The organism is Pseudomonas sp. HD6515 (assembly GCF_024971855.1).
Lineage (GTDB): Bacteria > Pseudomonadota > Gammaproteobacteria > Pseudomonadales > Pseudomonadaceae > Aquipseudomonas > Aquipseudomonas alloputida.
Genome location: NZ_CP079827.1, coordinates 5,966,760 through 5,982,815 on the forward strand (window position 1 = coordinate 5,966,760; position 16,056 = coordinate 5,982,815).

12 protein-coding genes are annotated in these 16,056 nt (G+C 63.4%); 5 read left to right on the forward strand and 7 right to left on the reverse strand.

Annotation, left to right across the window (positions count from 1 at the left end; translation table 11 throughout):
* Positions 1 to 819, reverse strand: a complete 819-nt coding sequence (locus tag KW568_RS27395; RefSeq protein WP_173881454.1) for an HDOD domain-containing protein — start codon at positions 817 to 819, stop codon at positions 1 to 3.
* Between the two features lie 175 nt (positions 820 to 994).
* Between KW568_RS27395 and KW568_RS27400 the strand changes: the two genes are divergently transcribed.
* Together KW568_RS27400 and ilvD are read left to right on the forward strand one after the other, a co-directional pair.
* A complete protein-coding gene (locus KW568_RS27400; RefSeq protein WP_004575470.1) occupies positions 995 to 2,191 on the forward strand; it encodes a class I SAM-dependent rRNA methyltransferase in 1,197 nt (398 codons plus the stop codon).
* 270 nt (positions 2,192 to 2,461) lie between these two features.
* Positions 2,462 to 4,303, forward strand: a complete 1,842-nt coding sequence (ilvD, locus tag KW568_RS27405; protein WP_003249056.1) for a dihydroxy-acid dehydratase — start codon at positions 2,462 to 2,464, stop codon at positions 4,301 to 4,303.
* 115 nt (positions 4,304 to 4,418) lie between these two features.
* On the opposite strand, the gene KW568_RS27410 is transcribed toward ilvD, so the two are convergent.
* Positions 4,419 to 5,474, reverse strand: a complete 1,056-nt coding sequence (locus KW568_RS27410) for a phosphorylcholine phosphatase (protein ID WP_003249051.1) — start codon at positions 5,472 to 5,474, stop codon at positions 4,419 to 4,421.
* 244 nt (positions 5,475 to 5,718) lie between these two features.
* Between KW568_RS27410 and KW568_RS27415 the strand changes: the two genes are divergently transcribed.
* Positions 5,719 to 7,110, forward strand: a complete 1,392-nt coding sequence (locus KW568_RS27415) for an L-cystine transporter (RefSeq protein WP_003249050.1) — start codon at positions 5,719 to 5,721, stop codon at positions 7,108 to 7,110.
* A gap of 418 nt (positions 7,111 to 7,528) precedes the next feature.
* On the opposite strand, the gene KW568_RS27420 is transcribed toward KW568_RS27415, so the two are convergent.
* Positions 7,529 to 8,044, reverse strand: a complete 516-nt coding sequence (locus KW568_RS27420; protein ID WP_003249048.1) for a dihydrofolate reductase — start codon at positions 8,042 to 8,044, stop codon at positions 7,529 to 7,531.
* Positions 8,045 to 8,098: 54 nt separating this feature from the next.
* Between KW568_RS27420 and KW568_RS27425 the strand changes: the two genes are divergently transcribed.
* Both KW568_RS27425 and KW568_RS27430 read left to right on the forward strand, forming a co-directional pair.
* Positions 8,099 to 9,490, forward strand: a complete 1,392-nt coding sequence (locus KW568_RS27425) for a DUF2868 domain-containing protein (RefSeq protein ID WP_014861704.1) — start codon at positions 8,099 to 8,101, stop codon at positions 9,488 to 9,490.
* Positions 9,483 to 10,847 carry a GTPase/DUF3482 domain-containing protein gene (locus KW568_RS27430; protein ID WP_004577212.1) on the forward strand — a complete coding sequence of 455 codons (1,365 nt, stop codon included), beginning with the start codon at positions 9,483 to 9,485 and terminating at the stop codon, positions 10,845 to 10,847. Before KW568_RS27425 ends, KW568_RS27430 begins: the two co-directional genes overlap by 8 nt.
* A 276-nt stretch (positions 10,848 to 11,123) precedes the next feature.
* On the opposite strand, the gene KW568_RS27435 is transcribed toward KW568_RS27430, so the two are convergent.
* The 4 genes from KW568_RS27435 to KW568_RS27450 form a co-directional block, all read right to left on the reverse strand.
* The gene (locus KW568_RS27435) at positions 11,124 to 12,149 is read right to left on the reverse strand and encodes a putative 2-aminoethylphosphonate ABC transporter substrate-binding protein (RefSeq protein ID WP_004575858.1); all 1,026 of its coding nucleotides are present in this window, start codon (positions 12,147 to 12,149) and stop codon (positions 11,124 to 11,126) included.
* Between the two features lie 18 nt (positions 12,150 to 12,167).
* Positions 12,168 to 13,892 (reverse strand): putative 2-aminoethylphosphonate ABC transporter permease subunit, encoded by a 1,725-nt coding sequence (locus tag KW568_RS27440; RefSeq protein WP_004575857.1) that lies wholly within the window; start codon positions 13,890 to 13,892, stop codon positions 12,168 to 12,170.
* 1 nt (position 13,893) lies between these two features.
* Positions 13,894 to 14,952, reverse strand: a complete 1,059-nt coding sequence (locus KW568_RS27445; RefSeq protein ID WP_003249040.1) for a putative 2-aminoethylphosphonate ABC transporter ATP-binding protein — start codon at positions 14,950 to 14,952, stop codon at positions 13,894 to 13,896.
* Positions 14,953 to 15,183: 231 nt separating this feature from the next.
* Positions 15,184 to 16,053, reverse strand: coding sequence for a LysR family transcriptional regulator (locus tag KW568_RS27450; protein ID WP_003249038.1), 870 nt, complete (start codon positions 16,051 to 16,053; stop codon positions 15,184 to 15,186).
* Positions 16,054 to 16,056 lie beyond the last annotated feature (3 nt).

The window sequence follows — 16,056 nt, forward strand, 5'->3', positions numbered from 1 at the left end:
TCAGTGTCCGCCCAACTCGCGAATGTTCTGCTTGAGGTTTTCGAAATCGTATTCCGACAAACCAATGTAATCGAGCACCAAAGGGCCGACCACATTCCATTCGTGGTCCACCGCCTGGTTGCCCAGCACACGGTAGGACGCGCAGATATGCTCGGCCATCTTCAGCACCGCCAGCAGGTTTTTCAGCTGGCTCTGGGTATTGCGCGAGGTATCGTCGCGGAACACGGCCAAGGCATTGTGGTGGTTGGCGATGGCCGCACTGAGGTGCTCGGGCAAGCGCCAGGATTTGGCTGTGAAGTAGCCGACCACTGAATGGTTGGTGTTGAACGTGCGGTTTTCGGTATCGACCACGCGTGTTTCTTCGTCGGCCTTGGCGTATGCCTCTTCCAGCACGTCCATGTAATTGGGGAAGCGCTTGAGCATCAACGGCACGCCACAGTCATGGAAGAGGCCAAGGGTATAGGCTTCGTCCGCCGCCTGTATGCCGGTACGCTTGGCCAGCGTCAGGCAGGTCATCGCGACGTCCTGGGCGGTATCCCAGAAGCGGTTGAGGGTAACGATGGTCTCGTCACTCATCTCGCCCTTGATCGACTGGGCGTTGATCAGGTTGATGATCGACCGGCTCCCCAGCAGGTTTACCGCACGCTGGATCGAACCGATCTTGTTGGACAACCCGAAGTGCGGAGAGTTGACCAGCTTGAGCAAGGCGCCAGAGAGGCCCGGGTCCTGGGAAATCAGCTTGGCGATGGTTTCCAGGTCTGGGTCAGGCATGTACTGCTCGAACTGCAGATCGACCATGATCTGCGGTTGAGGCGGGATGGTGATGCCTTGCAAGGCTTGCTGGATCTGTTCGGCGCTGAGTTCTTGGGACATACGTACACACTCGTTTAGGACGGGGGATTTTAACCCTCTAAGCGCCCCCGGGCACCACACCTGTAAAAGCTAAAGCACTGCAGACACGCTATAATCCCGCTCTTTTTCCCGGAGCGACGTCATGTCCCTGCCCAGCCTTCGCCTCAAAGCCAATGCCGACCGCCGCCTGCGCGCCGGCCACCTGTGGGTCTACAGCAACGAAGTCGATGTCAGCGCGACCCCTTTGCAAGGCTTCCAGGCGGGTCAGCAGGCCATTCTCGAGGCAGCCAACGGCAAGCCGCTGGGCATCGTCGCACTGAGCCCGAACAACCTGATCTGCGCCCGCCTGCTGTCACGCGACATCAAGCTGCCGCTGGACAAGTCGCTGCTGGTACACCGCCTGAACGTCGCCCTGTCGCTGCGCGAGCGCCTGTTCGACCAGCCGTGCTACCGCCTGGTCTACGGTGACTCCGACCTGCTCCCAGGCCTGGTGGTCGACCGTTTCTTCGATATCCTCGTGGTGCAGTTGGCCTCGGCCACCATGGAAGCGCACAAGGATGACGTGATCGCCGCACTGGTGCAGGTGCTCAAGCCCAGCGGCATCCTGTTCAAGAACGATTCGGCCGCGCGCGACGCCGAAGGCCTGCAGCGCTATGTCGAGACCGTCTACGGCGAAGTACCGGACTGGGTGCCGCTGGAAGAGAACGGCGTCAAGTTCGAAGCCCCGGTGCGCGAAGGCCAGAAGACGGGCTGGTTCTACGACCACCGCATGAACCGCGCCCGCCTGGCACCGTACGTGAAGGGCAAGCGTGTACTCGACCTGTTCAGCTATATCGGTGGCTGGGGCGTACAGGCCGGTGCCTTCGGCGCCAGCGAAGTGTTCTGTGTCGATGCCTCGGGCTTTGCCCTGGACGGCGTGGAGCGTAACGCTGCACTGAACGGCATCAGCGAGAAGCTGACCTGCATCGAAGGCGACGTGTTTGAAGCCCTGCGCGAGCTCAAGGCGGCCGAAGAACGCTTCGACGTGATCATTGCCGACCCACCTGCCTTCATCAAGCGCAAAAAAGACCTGAAAAACGGCGAAGCGGCCTACCGCCGCCTGAACGAACAGGCCATGCGCATGTTGAACAAAGACGGCATCCTCGTCAGCGCCTCGTGCTCGATGCACCTGCCCGAGGACGACCTGAACAACATCCTGCTGACCAGCGCCCGCCACCTGGACCGCAACATGCAGCTGCTCGAGCGAGGCGGTCAGGGCCCGGATCACCCGGTACACCCGGCCATCGCCGAAACCCGCTACATCAAAAGCATCACCTGCCGGTTACTGCCAAACAGCTGATATCTGCCAAAAAGGGCCGCCCAGCGGCCCTTTCCTGCCGCAATCCCCCCGCCAACCATCCACATCTGCATTCCCTCACCGCGCCAGCGGTGTAGAATCGGCCTATTCATCGCCAGTCATCCCCGGCGGGTTTATGAGCTCTGGTCAAGCACGCGGCGATCCCGCGCGGTCTTGGCCCCATCCGTGCCAGTGGCAACCGGCCTGCGGCGCAAAGGACAAGAGAAGCTCACTCCCCTATTTGTGACCTGATTAAGCCGCCAGGAGTGTTTCATGCCTGATTATCGTTCCAAGACTTCCACCCAAGGCCGCAACATGGCCGGCGCCCGTGCCCTTTGGCGCGCCACCGGGATGAAGGACGAAGACTTCAAGAAACCGATCATCGCCATCGCCAACTCGTTCACCCAGTTCGTTCCGGGCCACGTGCACCTGAAGGACCTGGGCCAGCTGGTGGCTCGCGAAATCGAACGCGCCGGTGGCGTGGCCAAGGAATTCAACACCATCGCGGTCGATGACGGCATCGCCATGGGCCACGACGGCATGCTGTACTCGCTGCCAAGCCGCGAAATCATTGCCGACGCGGTGGAGTACATGGTCAATGCGCACTGCGCTGACGCCATCGTCTGCATCTCCAACTGCGACAAGATCACCCCCGGCATGCTGATGGCCGCCCTGCGCCTGAACATCCCGGTGATCTTCGTTTCCGGCGGCCCGATGGAAGCCGGCAAGACCAAGCTGGCCAGCCACGGCCTGGACCTGGTCGATGCCATGGTCATCGCGGCCGACTCCACGGCCTCCGACGAAAAAGTCGCCGAATACGAGCGCAGCGCCTGCCCGACCTGCGGTTCGTGCTCCGGCATGTTCACCGCCAACTCGATGAACTGCCTGACCGAAGCCCTGGGCCTGGCCCTGCCGGGCAACGGTTCGACCCTGGCCACCCACTCCGACCGCGAGCAGCTGTTCCTCACGGCCGGCCGCACCATCGTCGAGCTGTGCAAGCGCTACTACGGCGAGAATGACGAGTCGGTCCTGCCACGCAGCATCGCCAACTTCAAAGCGTTCGAAAACGCCATGATGCTGGACATCGCCATGGGCGGCTCGACCAACACCATCCTGCACCTGCTGGCCGCAGCACAGGAAGGTGAAGTGGCGTTCGACCTGCGCGACATCGACCGCCTGTCACGCAAAGTGCCGCAGCTGTGCAAAGTGGCGCCAAACATCCAGAAGTACCACATGGAAGACGTCCACCGCGCCGGCGGCATCTTCAGCATCCTCGGTTCGCTGGCCCGTGGTGGCCTGCTGCACACCGACCTGCCGACCGTGCACAGCCGCAGCATGGAAGAAGCCATCGCCAAATGGGACATCACCCAGACCGATGACGAAGCGGTGCACACCTTCTTCAAGGCCGGCCCGGCCGGTATCCCGACCCAGACCGCATTCAGCCAGTCGACCCGTTGGGAAACCCTCGACGACGACCGTGAAAACGGCTGCATCCGCAGCTTCGAACACGCCTACTCGCAAGAGGGCGGCCTGGCCGTGCTGTACGGCAACATCGCACTGGATGGCTGCGTGGTCAAAACGGCCGGTGTGGACGAATCGATCCACGTGTTCGAGGGCACCGCGAAGATCTTCGAAAGCCAGGACAGCGCCGTGCGCGGCATCCTCGCCGACGAGGTGAAAGCCGGCGACATCGTCATCATCCGCTACGAAGGCCCGAAAGGCGGCCCGGGCATGCAAGAAATGCTCTACCCGACCTCGTACCTCAAGTCCAAAGGCCTGGGCAAGGCCTGCGCCCTGCTCACCGACGGTCGCTTCTCGGGCGGTACCTCGGGCCTGTCGATCGGCCACGCCTCGCCAGAGGCCGCGGCGGGCGGCGCCATCGGCCTGGTGCGCGACGGCGACAAGGTACTGATCGACATCCCTAACCGTTCGATCAACCTGCTGGTCAGCGATGAAGAGCTGGCGGAACGCCGTGTCGAACAGGACAAGAAGGGCTGGAAGCCAGCCGAGGTCCGTCCACGCAAGGTGACCACCGCGCTCAAGGCCTATGCCCTGCTGGCCACCAGTGCCGACAAAGGCGCAGTGCGTAACAAGGCGATGCTGGAAGGCCTCTGAGGTGCTTTTGGCGTGAAATAAGAACCGGCGCCCTGGGCGCCGGTTTTTTTATGCCTGCACCGGCCCCTTCGCGGGCACGCCCGCTCCCACAGGGGCCGCACAGGTAGGGCAAGATTTACTGGATCTGCTCCGGCGTGACAATCACCCAGTTCTTGTCTGCCGTCACCGGCAACCCTTCCTTGGCCTGCGCCGCTGCATTTTTGGCAATCATCCCGTTGAGCTGGTCCATGTACTTGGCCTTGCGGTTTATCCACAGGTGGATACCACCTTTGCCTACATCCACCCCGTGGAACTGCATGTAGCCATCGCTGGTCGGCGTGTCGCCGCCCACCAGCACCGGTTTCTTCCACTCATCGATGTAGGTAAGGATCGCCGCCTGCTTGCCCGCCATCCAGGTGGCCGGGGTCCACAGGTAAGGGGTCAGCTCCAGGCCCTCGTTAGCCTTGGCATCGTAGTGCCCGGCGCTGATCTGCTTGCGCGCAGTGGTCAGCTGTCCGCTGGCGCGGTCCTTGAGCAGCAGGCTCACGCCAATCACGTTCTGGGGCTTCACGTTGTAACCATACTTGGGGTCCGAGGCGACCATGCGCACCAGCTCCTCGGAGGCCGCCGAAATCACATAGACCTCGATGCCGTTCTCCATCAGCTTGTTGTACAGCTCGGCCTGGCCCTTGAAGACCTTGGGCGGCTGAACCTCGATGGCCTTGACCTGGTCGCCTTCGTAATAGGTGCTGGGGATCGGCTTGGTCGAAGCCATCAGCTCATCCACCTGCACCTTCAGCTCCTGCAAGGTAAAGCCGGAGAACACCTGGGCTACCCACGGGTAGCAAACCATGTCATCGATTTCACACAGCCGGTAGTAATAACTGAACAGGCTTTCCTTGTGCTCGGCAGTGTCCTTGAACGGCATCAGCTTCAACGAAGGGTCGAGCTTGTCGCGGCTTAGCAGGCCCTTGTTTTCCATGAACGGAAGCAAGGCTTCTTCCAGGTCATAGCGGTAACTGGTGTTGTCCATGTCGAATACCGCGTAGTTACCCTTGTTGGCATTGGCGGCGATCATGCTGTCGAGCTGTTTGGCCGCGTCAGCAGGCCAGTGTTTGAGCTCCGTGGCGAAGGTTTCGATACTGAACAGCAGGGACAGGCCAATGGCGGCGGCTTTCACAGCGACTTTCATGTACGAATCTCCTGAAATGACCCAGAAACGCTAGTGCAACAATCCCCACTGCAAGCCCCCGATAACGACCTCCAGGCAGCCGCAAACGCCTTGTTCATTGCAATCTGCGACATCCCGTTATTCCATAAACGACTATGCAAATTCCATTTGGGTATAAATTCGTTTGTTTTCAGGCTGTTAGCATTTCCGTTCGCAATCGCTCACAGAGGCGATGCCACTTCTGCTTTTTTCTGCTGGAGCTTCAATGAACCTGCCGCTGTCACTCAACCTGCTGGCGTTCCTGGCCCTGTTGCTGGGCCTGGCACAAACCCGCCGCACCGACTGGAGCCTGGCCAAGAAGGTACTGCTTGGCCTGGTGCTGGGCGTGGTCTTCGGCCTTGTGCTGCACACGATCTATGGCGCTGGCCACCCCGTGCTCAAGGCAACCATCGCCTGGCTCGATCTGGTCGGCAACGGCTATGTCGGCCTGCTGCAGATGATCGTCATGCCGCTGATCTTCGCCTCGATCCTCAGTGCCGTGGCACGTTTGCACACTGCCTCTTCGCTGGGCCGCATCAGCGTGCTGAGCATCGGCACCCTGCTGCTGACCACGGCCATTGCCGCCCTGATCGGCATTGTGTTGACCAACCTGTTCGGCCTCAGCGCCGAGGGCCTGGTGGCCGGTGCCCAGGAAAGCGCACGCATGCAGGTTATCCACAGTGACTACGCGGGCAAGGTTGCCGACCTCAACATCCCGCAACTGCTGCTGTCGTTCATCCCCAGCAACCCGGTAGGCGACCTGGCGCGGGCCAAGCCGACCTCGATCATCAGCGTGGTGATCTTTGCCGTGTTCCTCGGCCTGGCCGCGCTCCAGTTGATCAAGGACGACGCCGAGAAGGGCGAGCGCGCCCTGTCGGCCATCGACACCCTGCAGGCCTGGGTAATGCGCCTGGTGCGGGTCGTGATGAAGCTGACCCCCTATGGCGTGCTGGCGTTGATGACCAAAGTAGTGGCCAGTTCCAACACGGAGGACATCCTCAAGCTGGGCAGCTTCGTGGTGGTGTCGTACCTGGGCCTGGGGTTGATGTTCGTGGTGCACGGCATCATCCTCGCCGCCACCGGCGTGAGCCCGCTGCGCTTCTTCCGCAAGGTGTGGCCGGTGCTGACCTTCGCCTTCACCAGCCGCTCCAGCGCCGCCAGCATTCCGCTGAACATCGAAGCACAAACCCGCCGTCTGGGCGTGCCGCAATCGATCGCCAGCTTCAGCGCATCGTTCGGCACCACCATTGGCCAGAACGGCTGTGCCGGGCTCTATCCTGCCATGCTGGCGGTGATGGTCGCGCCAGCGGTGGGCATCGACACCTTCGACCCACTGTGGATCGCCACCCTGGTGGCCATCGTCACGCTGAGTTCGGCAGGGGTTGCCGGCGTGGGCGGCGGTGCCACCTTTGCCGCGCTGATCGTGCTGCCAGCCATGGGCTTGCCGGTGGAGTTGGTGGCGCTACTGATTTCGGTGGAGCCGCTGATCGACATGGGCCGTACGGCGTTGAACGTGAACGGTTCGATGACGGCGGGCGTTGTCACCAGCCAGCTGTTGAAAGAGACTGACAAGGAAGTGCTGGCCGGTGATGAACATGCCGAGCTGAGCCACACCTGATAGATTGCCGGGGGCGCGTTGCGCCCCTTTCGCAACAAGGCCGCTTGTATCTTGCTCAAAATCTGAACACCCTGCGGTCCCCCGTAGGAGCGGGTTTACCCGCGAAAGGGCCAGGCCTGCTGACCAATTTCACTCGCCGTCCACCGTTGCCGCCGCTACCGTATTCGCGGGTAAACCCGCTCCTACAGGGTGGTGGATACACATCGGGGGTCGGACACAGGCCGCTGTAGGAGCGGGTTCACCCGCGAAAGGGCCAGGCCTGCTGGCCAATTTTCACCCGCCGTTCACCGTTGCCGCCGCGATCGTATTCGCGGGTAAACCCGCTCCTACAGGGTGGTGGATACACATCGGGGTCGGACACAGGCCGCTGTAGGAGCGGGTTCACCCGCGAAGGGCTGCAGAGCAGCCCCCAACAATCTCACCCCTTATCCCAAACCTCGAAGTGATACACCGGCTTACCTTCCTCAGCCTGTGCCTCGCTAGAAGTCAGCCTCCACTGCCCTTCATCAAACGCCGGGAACCACGCATCCCCCTCTGGCGCCAACTCAACCCGCGTCAGGTACATGCGGCTGACCAGCCCCTTCTCCAGCGCCTGCCCATACAGCTGCGCCCCGCCAATCAGCATCAGCTCACCGACGCCCTGCTCGCGCGCCCACTGCTCGGCCCGCACCAACGCCTCTTCAAGCGAGGCGAACACTTCGGCACCTGCAAGCTCAAGCCCCGGCTGGCGGCTGACCACGATGTTCAGCCGCCCAGGCAGCGGCCGCCCCAGCGAGTCCCAGGTCTTGCGCCCCATGATGATCGGCTTGCCCAGGGTGGTGGCCTTGAAGTACTTGAAGTCCCCCGGCAAATGCCAGGGCATGGAGTTGTCGATGCCGATCACGCGGTTCTCGGCATAAGCCGCGATCAGGCTGAGGGGGAGTGATGTATTCATGCCAGCGAGGATAGCACCGGGCGTGTGGGTTATGCTTCTGCCTTGACCTGTGCAATGGAAGACCTTGTGACTGCACCCACGCCACTGGACAAGCGCTGGCTCACCGAAGCGGTACGCCTGCGCGAAGAACATGCCGGCCCGCTGGAAGACCAGGAAGCCAACCGCTACGCCCGCCAGCTAGGTGGCGACCTGGCCACGCGCATCGAAACACGTGCGCTGTTCCTGGCCGAGCGCGATGACATGACCGGCGCCCTGCGCCATTGGAAGCAGGGCGCGCGCCTGGCGCTGCTGGCCTTGTTGCTGATGGCCGTGCTCAGCGGCGCGGGCCTGGGGCTGGCCGCCCTCGGTGACGGGCAGCGCCCGGTGAATGTGTTCTGGGCGCTGGGCAGCCTGCTCGGGCTGAACCTGCTGATGCTACTTGGCTGGGGCATGGGTTTTGCCCTGAGCGGCGAGCATGGCGCAGGGCTGGGCCGCTTGTGGCTGTGGCTAAGCGAACGCTTCGCCCGCGATGCCAAGGCCGCGCACCTGGCGCCAGCGCTGCTGGTGCTGCTGCAACGTCAACGCCTCAACCGGTGGCTGCTCGGCCTGTTGGTACACGGCCTGTGGCTGCTGGCGATGCTCACCGCGCTGGGCATGCTGCTGGTCTTGCTGGCGACCCGGCGCTATGGCTTTGTCTGGGAAACCACCTTGCTCGCCGCCGACCCATTCATTCACCTGACCCAAGCGCTGGGCGCCCTCCCCTCGTTGCTGGGCTTCGCCGTGCCCGACGAAGCCATGATCCGCGCCAGCGGCGACAGCCTGCCAGCCCTGGACGTGGCCCGCCAGGCCTGGGCCAGCTGGCTGCTCGGCGTGGTGCTGGTATACGGCCTGCTGCCCCGCCTGCTGCTGGCCGGGTTATGCCTGTGGCGCTGGCGCCAGGGCCGTGAACGCCTGACGCTGGACCTGGGGTTGCCCGGCTACGCGCAACTGCGCGAGGCACTGATGCCGCGCAGCGAACGCATGGGCGTGCAGGATGCTGCCCCGCAAGCCTTGCCGCAGTTTGCCGCCGGGCAGCTGGAAAGCGGCAGCAGCGGTGCCCTGCTGGTGGGCCTGGAGCTGGACGACCAGCGCCCCTGGCCACCCGCCCTGCCGAAAAGCGTGACCGATGCCGGCGTGCTCGACAGCCGCGAATCACGCAACCGGCTGTTGGAACAGCTCAGCCGCTTCCCACCGGCACGCCTGGCCATCGCCTGCGACCCACGTCGCTCGCCGGACCGCGGCAGTTTGGCGCTGCTCGCCGAACTGGCGCGCAATGCCGGCGCAACCCGTATCTGGCTGCTGCAGGCTGCACCAGGCCAGCCCCTCGATGCCGAGCGCCTGGGCGATTGGCACGAAGCCCTTGACCGCCTTGGCCTGCAACATGCCGACACCTCACCGCTGACCTGGCTGGAGCATGGCCATGACTGAGCCACTGAAACTGGCCGTGGTCGGCCATACCAATGTTGGCAAAACCTCGCTACTGCGCACCCTGACCCGCGACGTCGGTTTTGGCGAAGTGTCCCACCGCCCCAGCACTACCCGCCATGTGGAAGGTGCGCGGCTGTCTGTGGACGGTGAACCCTTGCTGGAGCTGTACGACACGCCGGGCCTGGAAGATGCCATCGCCCTGCTCGACTACCTTGAACGTCTGGAACGCCCGGGCGAGCGCCTGGACGGCCCGGCCCGGCTGGAGCGTTTTCTGCAGGGCAGCGAAGCGCGCCAACGTTTCGAGCAGGAGGCCAAGGTATTGCGCCAATTGCTGGCCAGTAATGCCGGGCTGTATGTGATTGATGCGCGCGAGCCGGTGCTGGCCAAGTACCGCGACGAACTGGAAGTACTGGCCAACTGCGGCAAGCCGTTGCTGCCGGTGCTCAACTTCGTCGCCAGCAGCCAGCACCGCGAGCCGGAATGGCGTGAAGCCCTTGCCCGGCTTGGGCTTCACGCATTGGTCCGGTTCGACAGCGTGGCCCCGCCAGAGGATGGCGAGCGCCGTTTGTATGAAAGCCTGGCGCTGCTGCTGGAAAACGCCCGCCCGGCGCTGCAACGGCTGATCGACGACCAGCAGGCGCAGCGCTTGGCACGCCGGCACAGCGGCAAGCGCCTGATCGCCGAACTGCTGCTCGATTGCGCTGCATGCCGGCGCAGTGTCGAGGCCGAACCAGCGGCAGAAGCTCGGGCCATCGAAGCGCTGCGCCAGGACATACGCCAACGAGAACAACGCTGCGTCGAAGCCTTGCTCAAGCTGTATGCCTTCCGCCGCGAGGACGCCCATGCCAGCGACCTGCCGTTGCTGGACGGCCGCTGGGGCGATGACTTGTTCAATCCGGAGACGTTGAAACTGCTGGGCGTGCGCCTGGGCAGCGGCGTGGCGGCGGGGGCGGCAGCGGGGGCCGGGGTCGATTTGCTGGTTGGTGGCCTTACCCTCGGCGCGGCGGCGCTGGCCGGGGCGATTGCCGGTGGCGCGCTGCAGACGGCGCGCAACTATGGGGCACGGTTGATGGGCAAGCTCAAGGGCAAGCGCGAGCTGACCGTGGACGACACTGTATTGCGTTTGCTGGCCTTGCGTCAGCAGCAGTTGATGGTGGCGCTGGATAACCGCGGGCATGCGGCGCAGGACAGCATCAGGCTGGGTGAGCTGGATGAAAAGGCCTGGCGTGAGGGCAAGTTGCCGGAGGCGCTGGTCAAGGCGCGGGCGCACCCGCAATGGTCCACCCTGAATCCCGGGGCGAAGCTGAATCAGGCTGAGCGGCAGGAACAGCTGGAGGCGCTGGTTTCACAGATTTGAGCCAGCAGGGTCGGCCCTTTCGCGGGTAAACCCGCTCCTACGGGCGGCCTGTGTAGTGTGCCCACCCCCAATCTGCGTAGGAGCGGGTTAACCCGCGAATACGGTGGCGGCGGCAACGGTGAACGGCGGGTGGAGATTGGCCAGCAGGGCCGGCCTCTTCGCGGGTGAACCCGCTCCTACACGGCGGCCTGTGTCCAACCCCCGATGTGTGCCCACCACCAATCTGTGTAGGAGCGGGTTTACCCGCGAAGAGGCCGGCCCTGCAATAGTGAAGCGTTACTGCTGGGCCACCTTCTCCGACTTGCCGTCATAGCGCTCGCGCCATTCGGCCAGAATTTGGTCACGGTTTTTCGAAGCCCAGACAAAGTCGTTCTTGATCAACCGCTGCTCATAATCCGCCGGCAGCTCGGTCTGCGGCTTGGCGATGCCCGGCGCGGCCAGTACGGCGAAGTTTTCCTTGTACAGTTCCATGGCCGCCGGGCTGGCCGAGAAATCGGCCAGGCGCTTGGCCGCATCGGCCTTGGGCGAGCCTTTGATCACTGCGGTTGCCTCGATCTCCCAGCCCAAACCCTCCTTTGGCAACACGATGTCCAACGGCGCGCCTTGGCGCTTGAGCTGAACGGCCGGGTATTCGAACGAAATACCAATCGGGAACTCGCCCGCCGCCGCCAACTTGCACGGTTTGGAGCCGGAATGGACGTACTGGCCGATGTTCTGGTGCAGCGCATCCATGTAGGCCCAGCCCTGCGGCTCGCCAAAGGTTTGCAACCAGGCACTGACATCCAGGAAGCCGGTGCCGGACGAGGCCGGGTTGGGCATGACAATCTTGCCTTTGTACTCAGGCTTGGTCAGGTCCTGCCAGCTCACCGGTTTGCTCAGGCCCTGTTTCTCGGCCTCGATGGTGTTGAAGCAAATGGTGGCGGCCCACACGTCCATGCCGACCCAGGCTGGCGGGTTGGCGGCGTCACGATAATTGCCGGAAATCTTGCCCAGGTCCTTGGGCGCATAAGCTTCGAGCATGCCGTTCTGATCGAGGATGGCCAGGCTCGATGCCGCCAGCCCCCACACAGCGTCGGCTTGCGGGCGCTCTTTCTCCGCCAGCAGCTTGGCAGTGATGATGCCGGTGGAATCACGCACCCACTTGATCTCGATATCCGGGTTGGCTTTCTCGAAGGCCTGTTTGTAGGTTTTCAGCTGCTCGGCTTCCAGAGCGGTGTAGACCGTCAGCTGGGTAGCAGCGGCCGAAGCCTGCAGGCTGAACACGGCGGAAACGGCAGCGGCAAGGGCAAGGAGCTTGTGCATGGGTAGGTTCCTTTCAGGTCAGACGGTCGCGGCGCGTTGGCGCCAGGCTTGGGAGCGGCGCAGCAGGCCGCGCGAGGCTGCAGCCAGCAACAGTGAAGCGCCGGCACTGGTCAGCAGAATCAAGGTGGACATGGCGGCAGCACCGCCAACGTTGCCGGCGTCGTCCATGTTCAGCACGGCAACGGCAGCCAGGAGGGTGTCGGGGCTGTACAGAAAGATCGCTGCCGACACGGTGGTCATTGCCGATACGAACAGGTAGCGGATGATATCCAGCAGTGCCGGCAGGCAGATCGGCACGGTCACGCGCAGGAAGTGCCTGTACAGCGGCGCTTTCAGCGACATCGCGGCAGCCTCGAACTCGCCGTCGAGCTGGCGCAGGGCGGTGGTCGCGGTCATCTGCGCGGTGGTCAGGTAATGGGCAATGGTGCACACCACCAGCAACCCCATGCCGCCGTACAGCACATGCAGCGGGTTACCGTTCAGGTTGAAGAAGAATACGTAGCCCAGGCCCAGCACCAGGCCCGGCACGGCCATGGGGATGAAGCTGAGCAGGCGCAGCGCATGGTTGAGCAGGCGTTGGCCCTGGGTCTTCTCCATCAGGTAGGCACCGGTGAAGATCACGATGCTGCCGATCAGTGCGGTGCCAATGGCCATGGTCACGCTATTGCGGTAGGCCAGCCAGCCGCCACCGGCAGTGTCTTCGAACAGGTAGTGGCGCAGCGACAACGACAGGTTGTAGGGCCAGAAAGTGACCAGCGAGGAGTACACCGCCATACCGATCACCACCAGCAACGCCGCGCACACCAGCAGCACAATGGTCAGGAAGCAGGCATCACGACCGCGTGATGGCTTGGGTTCGAACACCTGCGCACGGCCACCCATGGCCTCGCCCTGGCGTCTACGCAGCCAGGCGTCGACGGTAAAGCTGAACAGGGCCGGCAACAGCAGCACCATGCCGATCAGCGCACCACGGCCGAACTGTTGCTGGCCCACCACCGCCTTGTAAGCTTCCAGCGCCAGCACTTGATAATCGCCCCCCACCACGACCGGTACACCGAAGTCTGTGATAGTCAGCGTGAATACCAGGCAGAACGCCGCGAATACTGCCTGGCGCGAGGCTGGCCAGGTGATGCTGGTGAACGCCCGCCACGAGCCTGCCCCCATGCTGGAGGCCGCATCGAACAGGCGAGCATCGGCCAGTGACAGTGCCGACAGCAGAATCATCAGCGCATGCGGGAAGGTGTAGATGGCCTCGCCCAGCACGATGCCCCAGAAGCCGTAGATATTGTCGCTGAGCAACCCACGCAGCAGGCCCTGATTGCCAAACAGGTAGACCAGGGCGATCGCCGGCAGCATCGACGGTGCCAGCAATGGCAGCAGCGAAATCCCCCGCCACAGGCCCTTGGCCGGGATCAACGTGCGTTGCAGGGCAAAGGCGAACAAATAGGCCAGCGGTACCACAATGGCCGCGACAGTGAAGGCCACCGACAGGCTGTTGCCAAGCAACCAATGGAAGCTGGCGCTGGTGAACAATTCACGGGCCGCCAGCAAGCCACCGCCCTGGCCCGCTTCACCGCTGAAACCACGCCAGAAGATCGCCAGCAACGGCATCAGCACGGCCAGCACCAACAGAATCAGCAGCAGGCTCTTGCCGCCGATGACGAACAGCCGGTCACCCAGGGCGATGCCAGCACGCGGCGCGACGTTGGCCTGGCTCAACGGCAGGGGCATTGGCGCGGCCATCTCAGGCAAACACCTGCAGGCTCTGCGGCGGCAATGCCACCCAGATGTCCTGCGAACCCAGGCGCGGCATGGCCTCGGGTGCCAGTTCGGCCAGCAGGGCATGGCCTGGCAGGGCCTTGAGTTCAAAGCTCATGCGGCAGCGGTTACCGAGGAAGGTGATTTCGCGGACCATGGCCGGGAACAGGTTTTCTTCGTGCACCACCGGGTTGACCGTGATCGCCTCCGGGCGGCAGAACAGCCGGCCACTGCTGGCCTGGGCTGAACCCGGCGCCAGGCGCATGTTCATGTCGCCGACCAGGGCATGGCTGTCGCTGCGGCGCTGGAACGGCAGCCAGTTGCCCTGGCCAACGAACTCGGCCACGAACGGCGTGGCCGGGTGGTCGTAGATTTCCTGCGGGGTGGCGTACTGCTCGACCTGACCGTTGTTCATCACCGCAATGCGGTCGGCCATCAACATCGCCTCGTCCTGGTTGTGGGTAACCATCAACGTGGTGATGCCCAGTTGGCGCTGCAGCTGACGCAGTTCGGTGCACAAGTGCTCGCGCACCCGGGCGTCCAGCGCCGACATCGGCTCATCGAGCAGCAGCAGCGATGGCGACGGTGCCAGCGCGCGGGCCAGGGCCACACGTTGCTGCTGGCCACCGGAGAGCTGGCCTGGGTACTTCTTCTCGCTGCCAGACAGGCCAACCAGTTCGAGCATTTCGGCCACCCGCTGACGGGCCTGCTCGCGACCACTGCCCGTCAGGCCATAGGCGATATTGGCTTCGACGGTAAGGTTGGGAAACAGCGCATAGGACTGGAACAGGATGCCGTAGTCCCGCGCCTGGGGTGACAGCTTGGAGATATCGCGTTCGCCGATGTACAGCGTACCGCGGTCCTGGCGCTCCAGGCCGGCAATGCAGCGCAGCAGCGTGGTCTTGCCACAACCGGACGGGCCGAGCAGGCACACCAGTTCGCCCGCGGCGATGTCCAGCGAGACATCGTTGAGCGCCGTAAAGGCACCGAAGCGCTTGTGGATGTTGCACACTTTTATCTGTGCGCCGGGGGTGGTGTGGTTCATGGCATGGCCTCATCGAAGAGATGGGGCCATGCTAGGCAGGCTGTGCGAAGGTTCTGTGGCTTTAAGGCAAAAGCCGGTGATAGTGGTATAGGCAGATTTAGTAGTGGCCTGTGCCGGCCTCTTCGCGGGTAAACCCGCTCCTACAACGGCATGCATGTTCGCGGAAAATGCAGGCACGCGGGTACGCTGAAATGTAGGAGCGGGTTTACCCGCGAAGAAGCCAGCAAAAATCTAGAACTGCGAACCGGCCACTTCCTGCGCCACCCCCAGGAATGCCGCCGGCAACCGGGCCTGGCGCCGCTCCTTCAGGCAATACAGGTACTCGTGCATCACCGGCGCATTCTCCAGCGCCAGCACCCGGAGTTCGGGGTTGTGCGGCACCTCATGACGGGCAATCACGCTGATGCCGATATTGCGCAGCACCGCTTCGCGGATCGACTCGCGACTGCCGATCTCCATCAGGGCGCCGGCCTTGACCCCGGCCTCCTGCATCATCTGCTCGGTCAGCTTGCGTGTGGTCGAGCCCTTCTCGCGCATCAGCAGGCAATGCCCCGACACCACCTCGATCGACACCGTCTGGCGTTGGGCCAGAGGGTGGTTGCGGTGCACCGCCACCACCAAGGGGTCAGTGCCCAGTATCCGCCGCACCAACCGCGCGTCCTCCACCCATTGCGACGACGCGGCAATATCCACCCGGTAATCCTCGAGCATTTCCAGCACCTGCTGCGAGTTGCCGATCTCCACCGCCACTTCAACCTGCGGCAAGCGTTCGCGATAGATCTTGACCAGGTCGAGAATGTAGTAAGGCGCAGTGGCCGCAATGCGCAGGCTGCCCTGGGCCTGACCACTGTTGCGCAGCTCGAACTCGATGTCGGCTTCCTGCTGCAGCAGCGCCTTGACCATCGGCAGCAGGCGTAAGCCCTCCTCGCTCAACACCAGGCGCCGCCCGCCGCGGTAGAACAACTCCACGGCGTACTGGCCTTCCAGGCTGCGGATCTGCGTGGTCACCGTGGGCTGGCTGAGGCCTAGCTTCTTCGCCGCCTGGGTAATGCTGCCCAGACGGGCCACCATGTAGAAGGCCTTCAGCTCGGAACTCAGCATGCA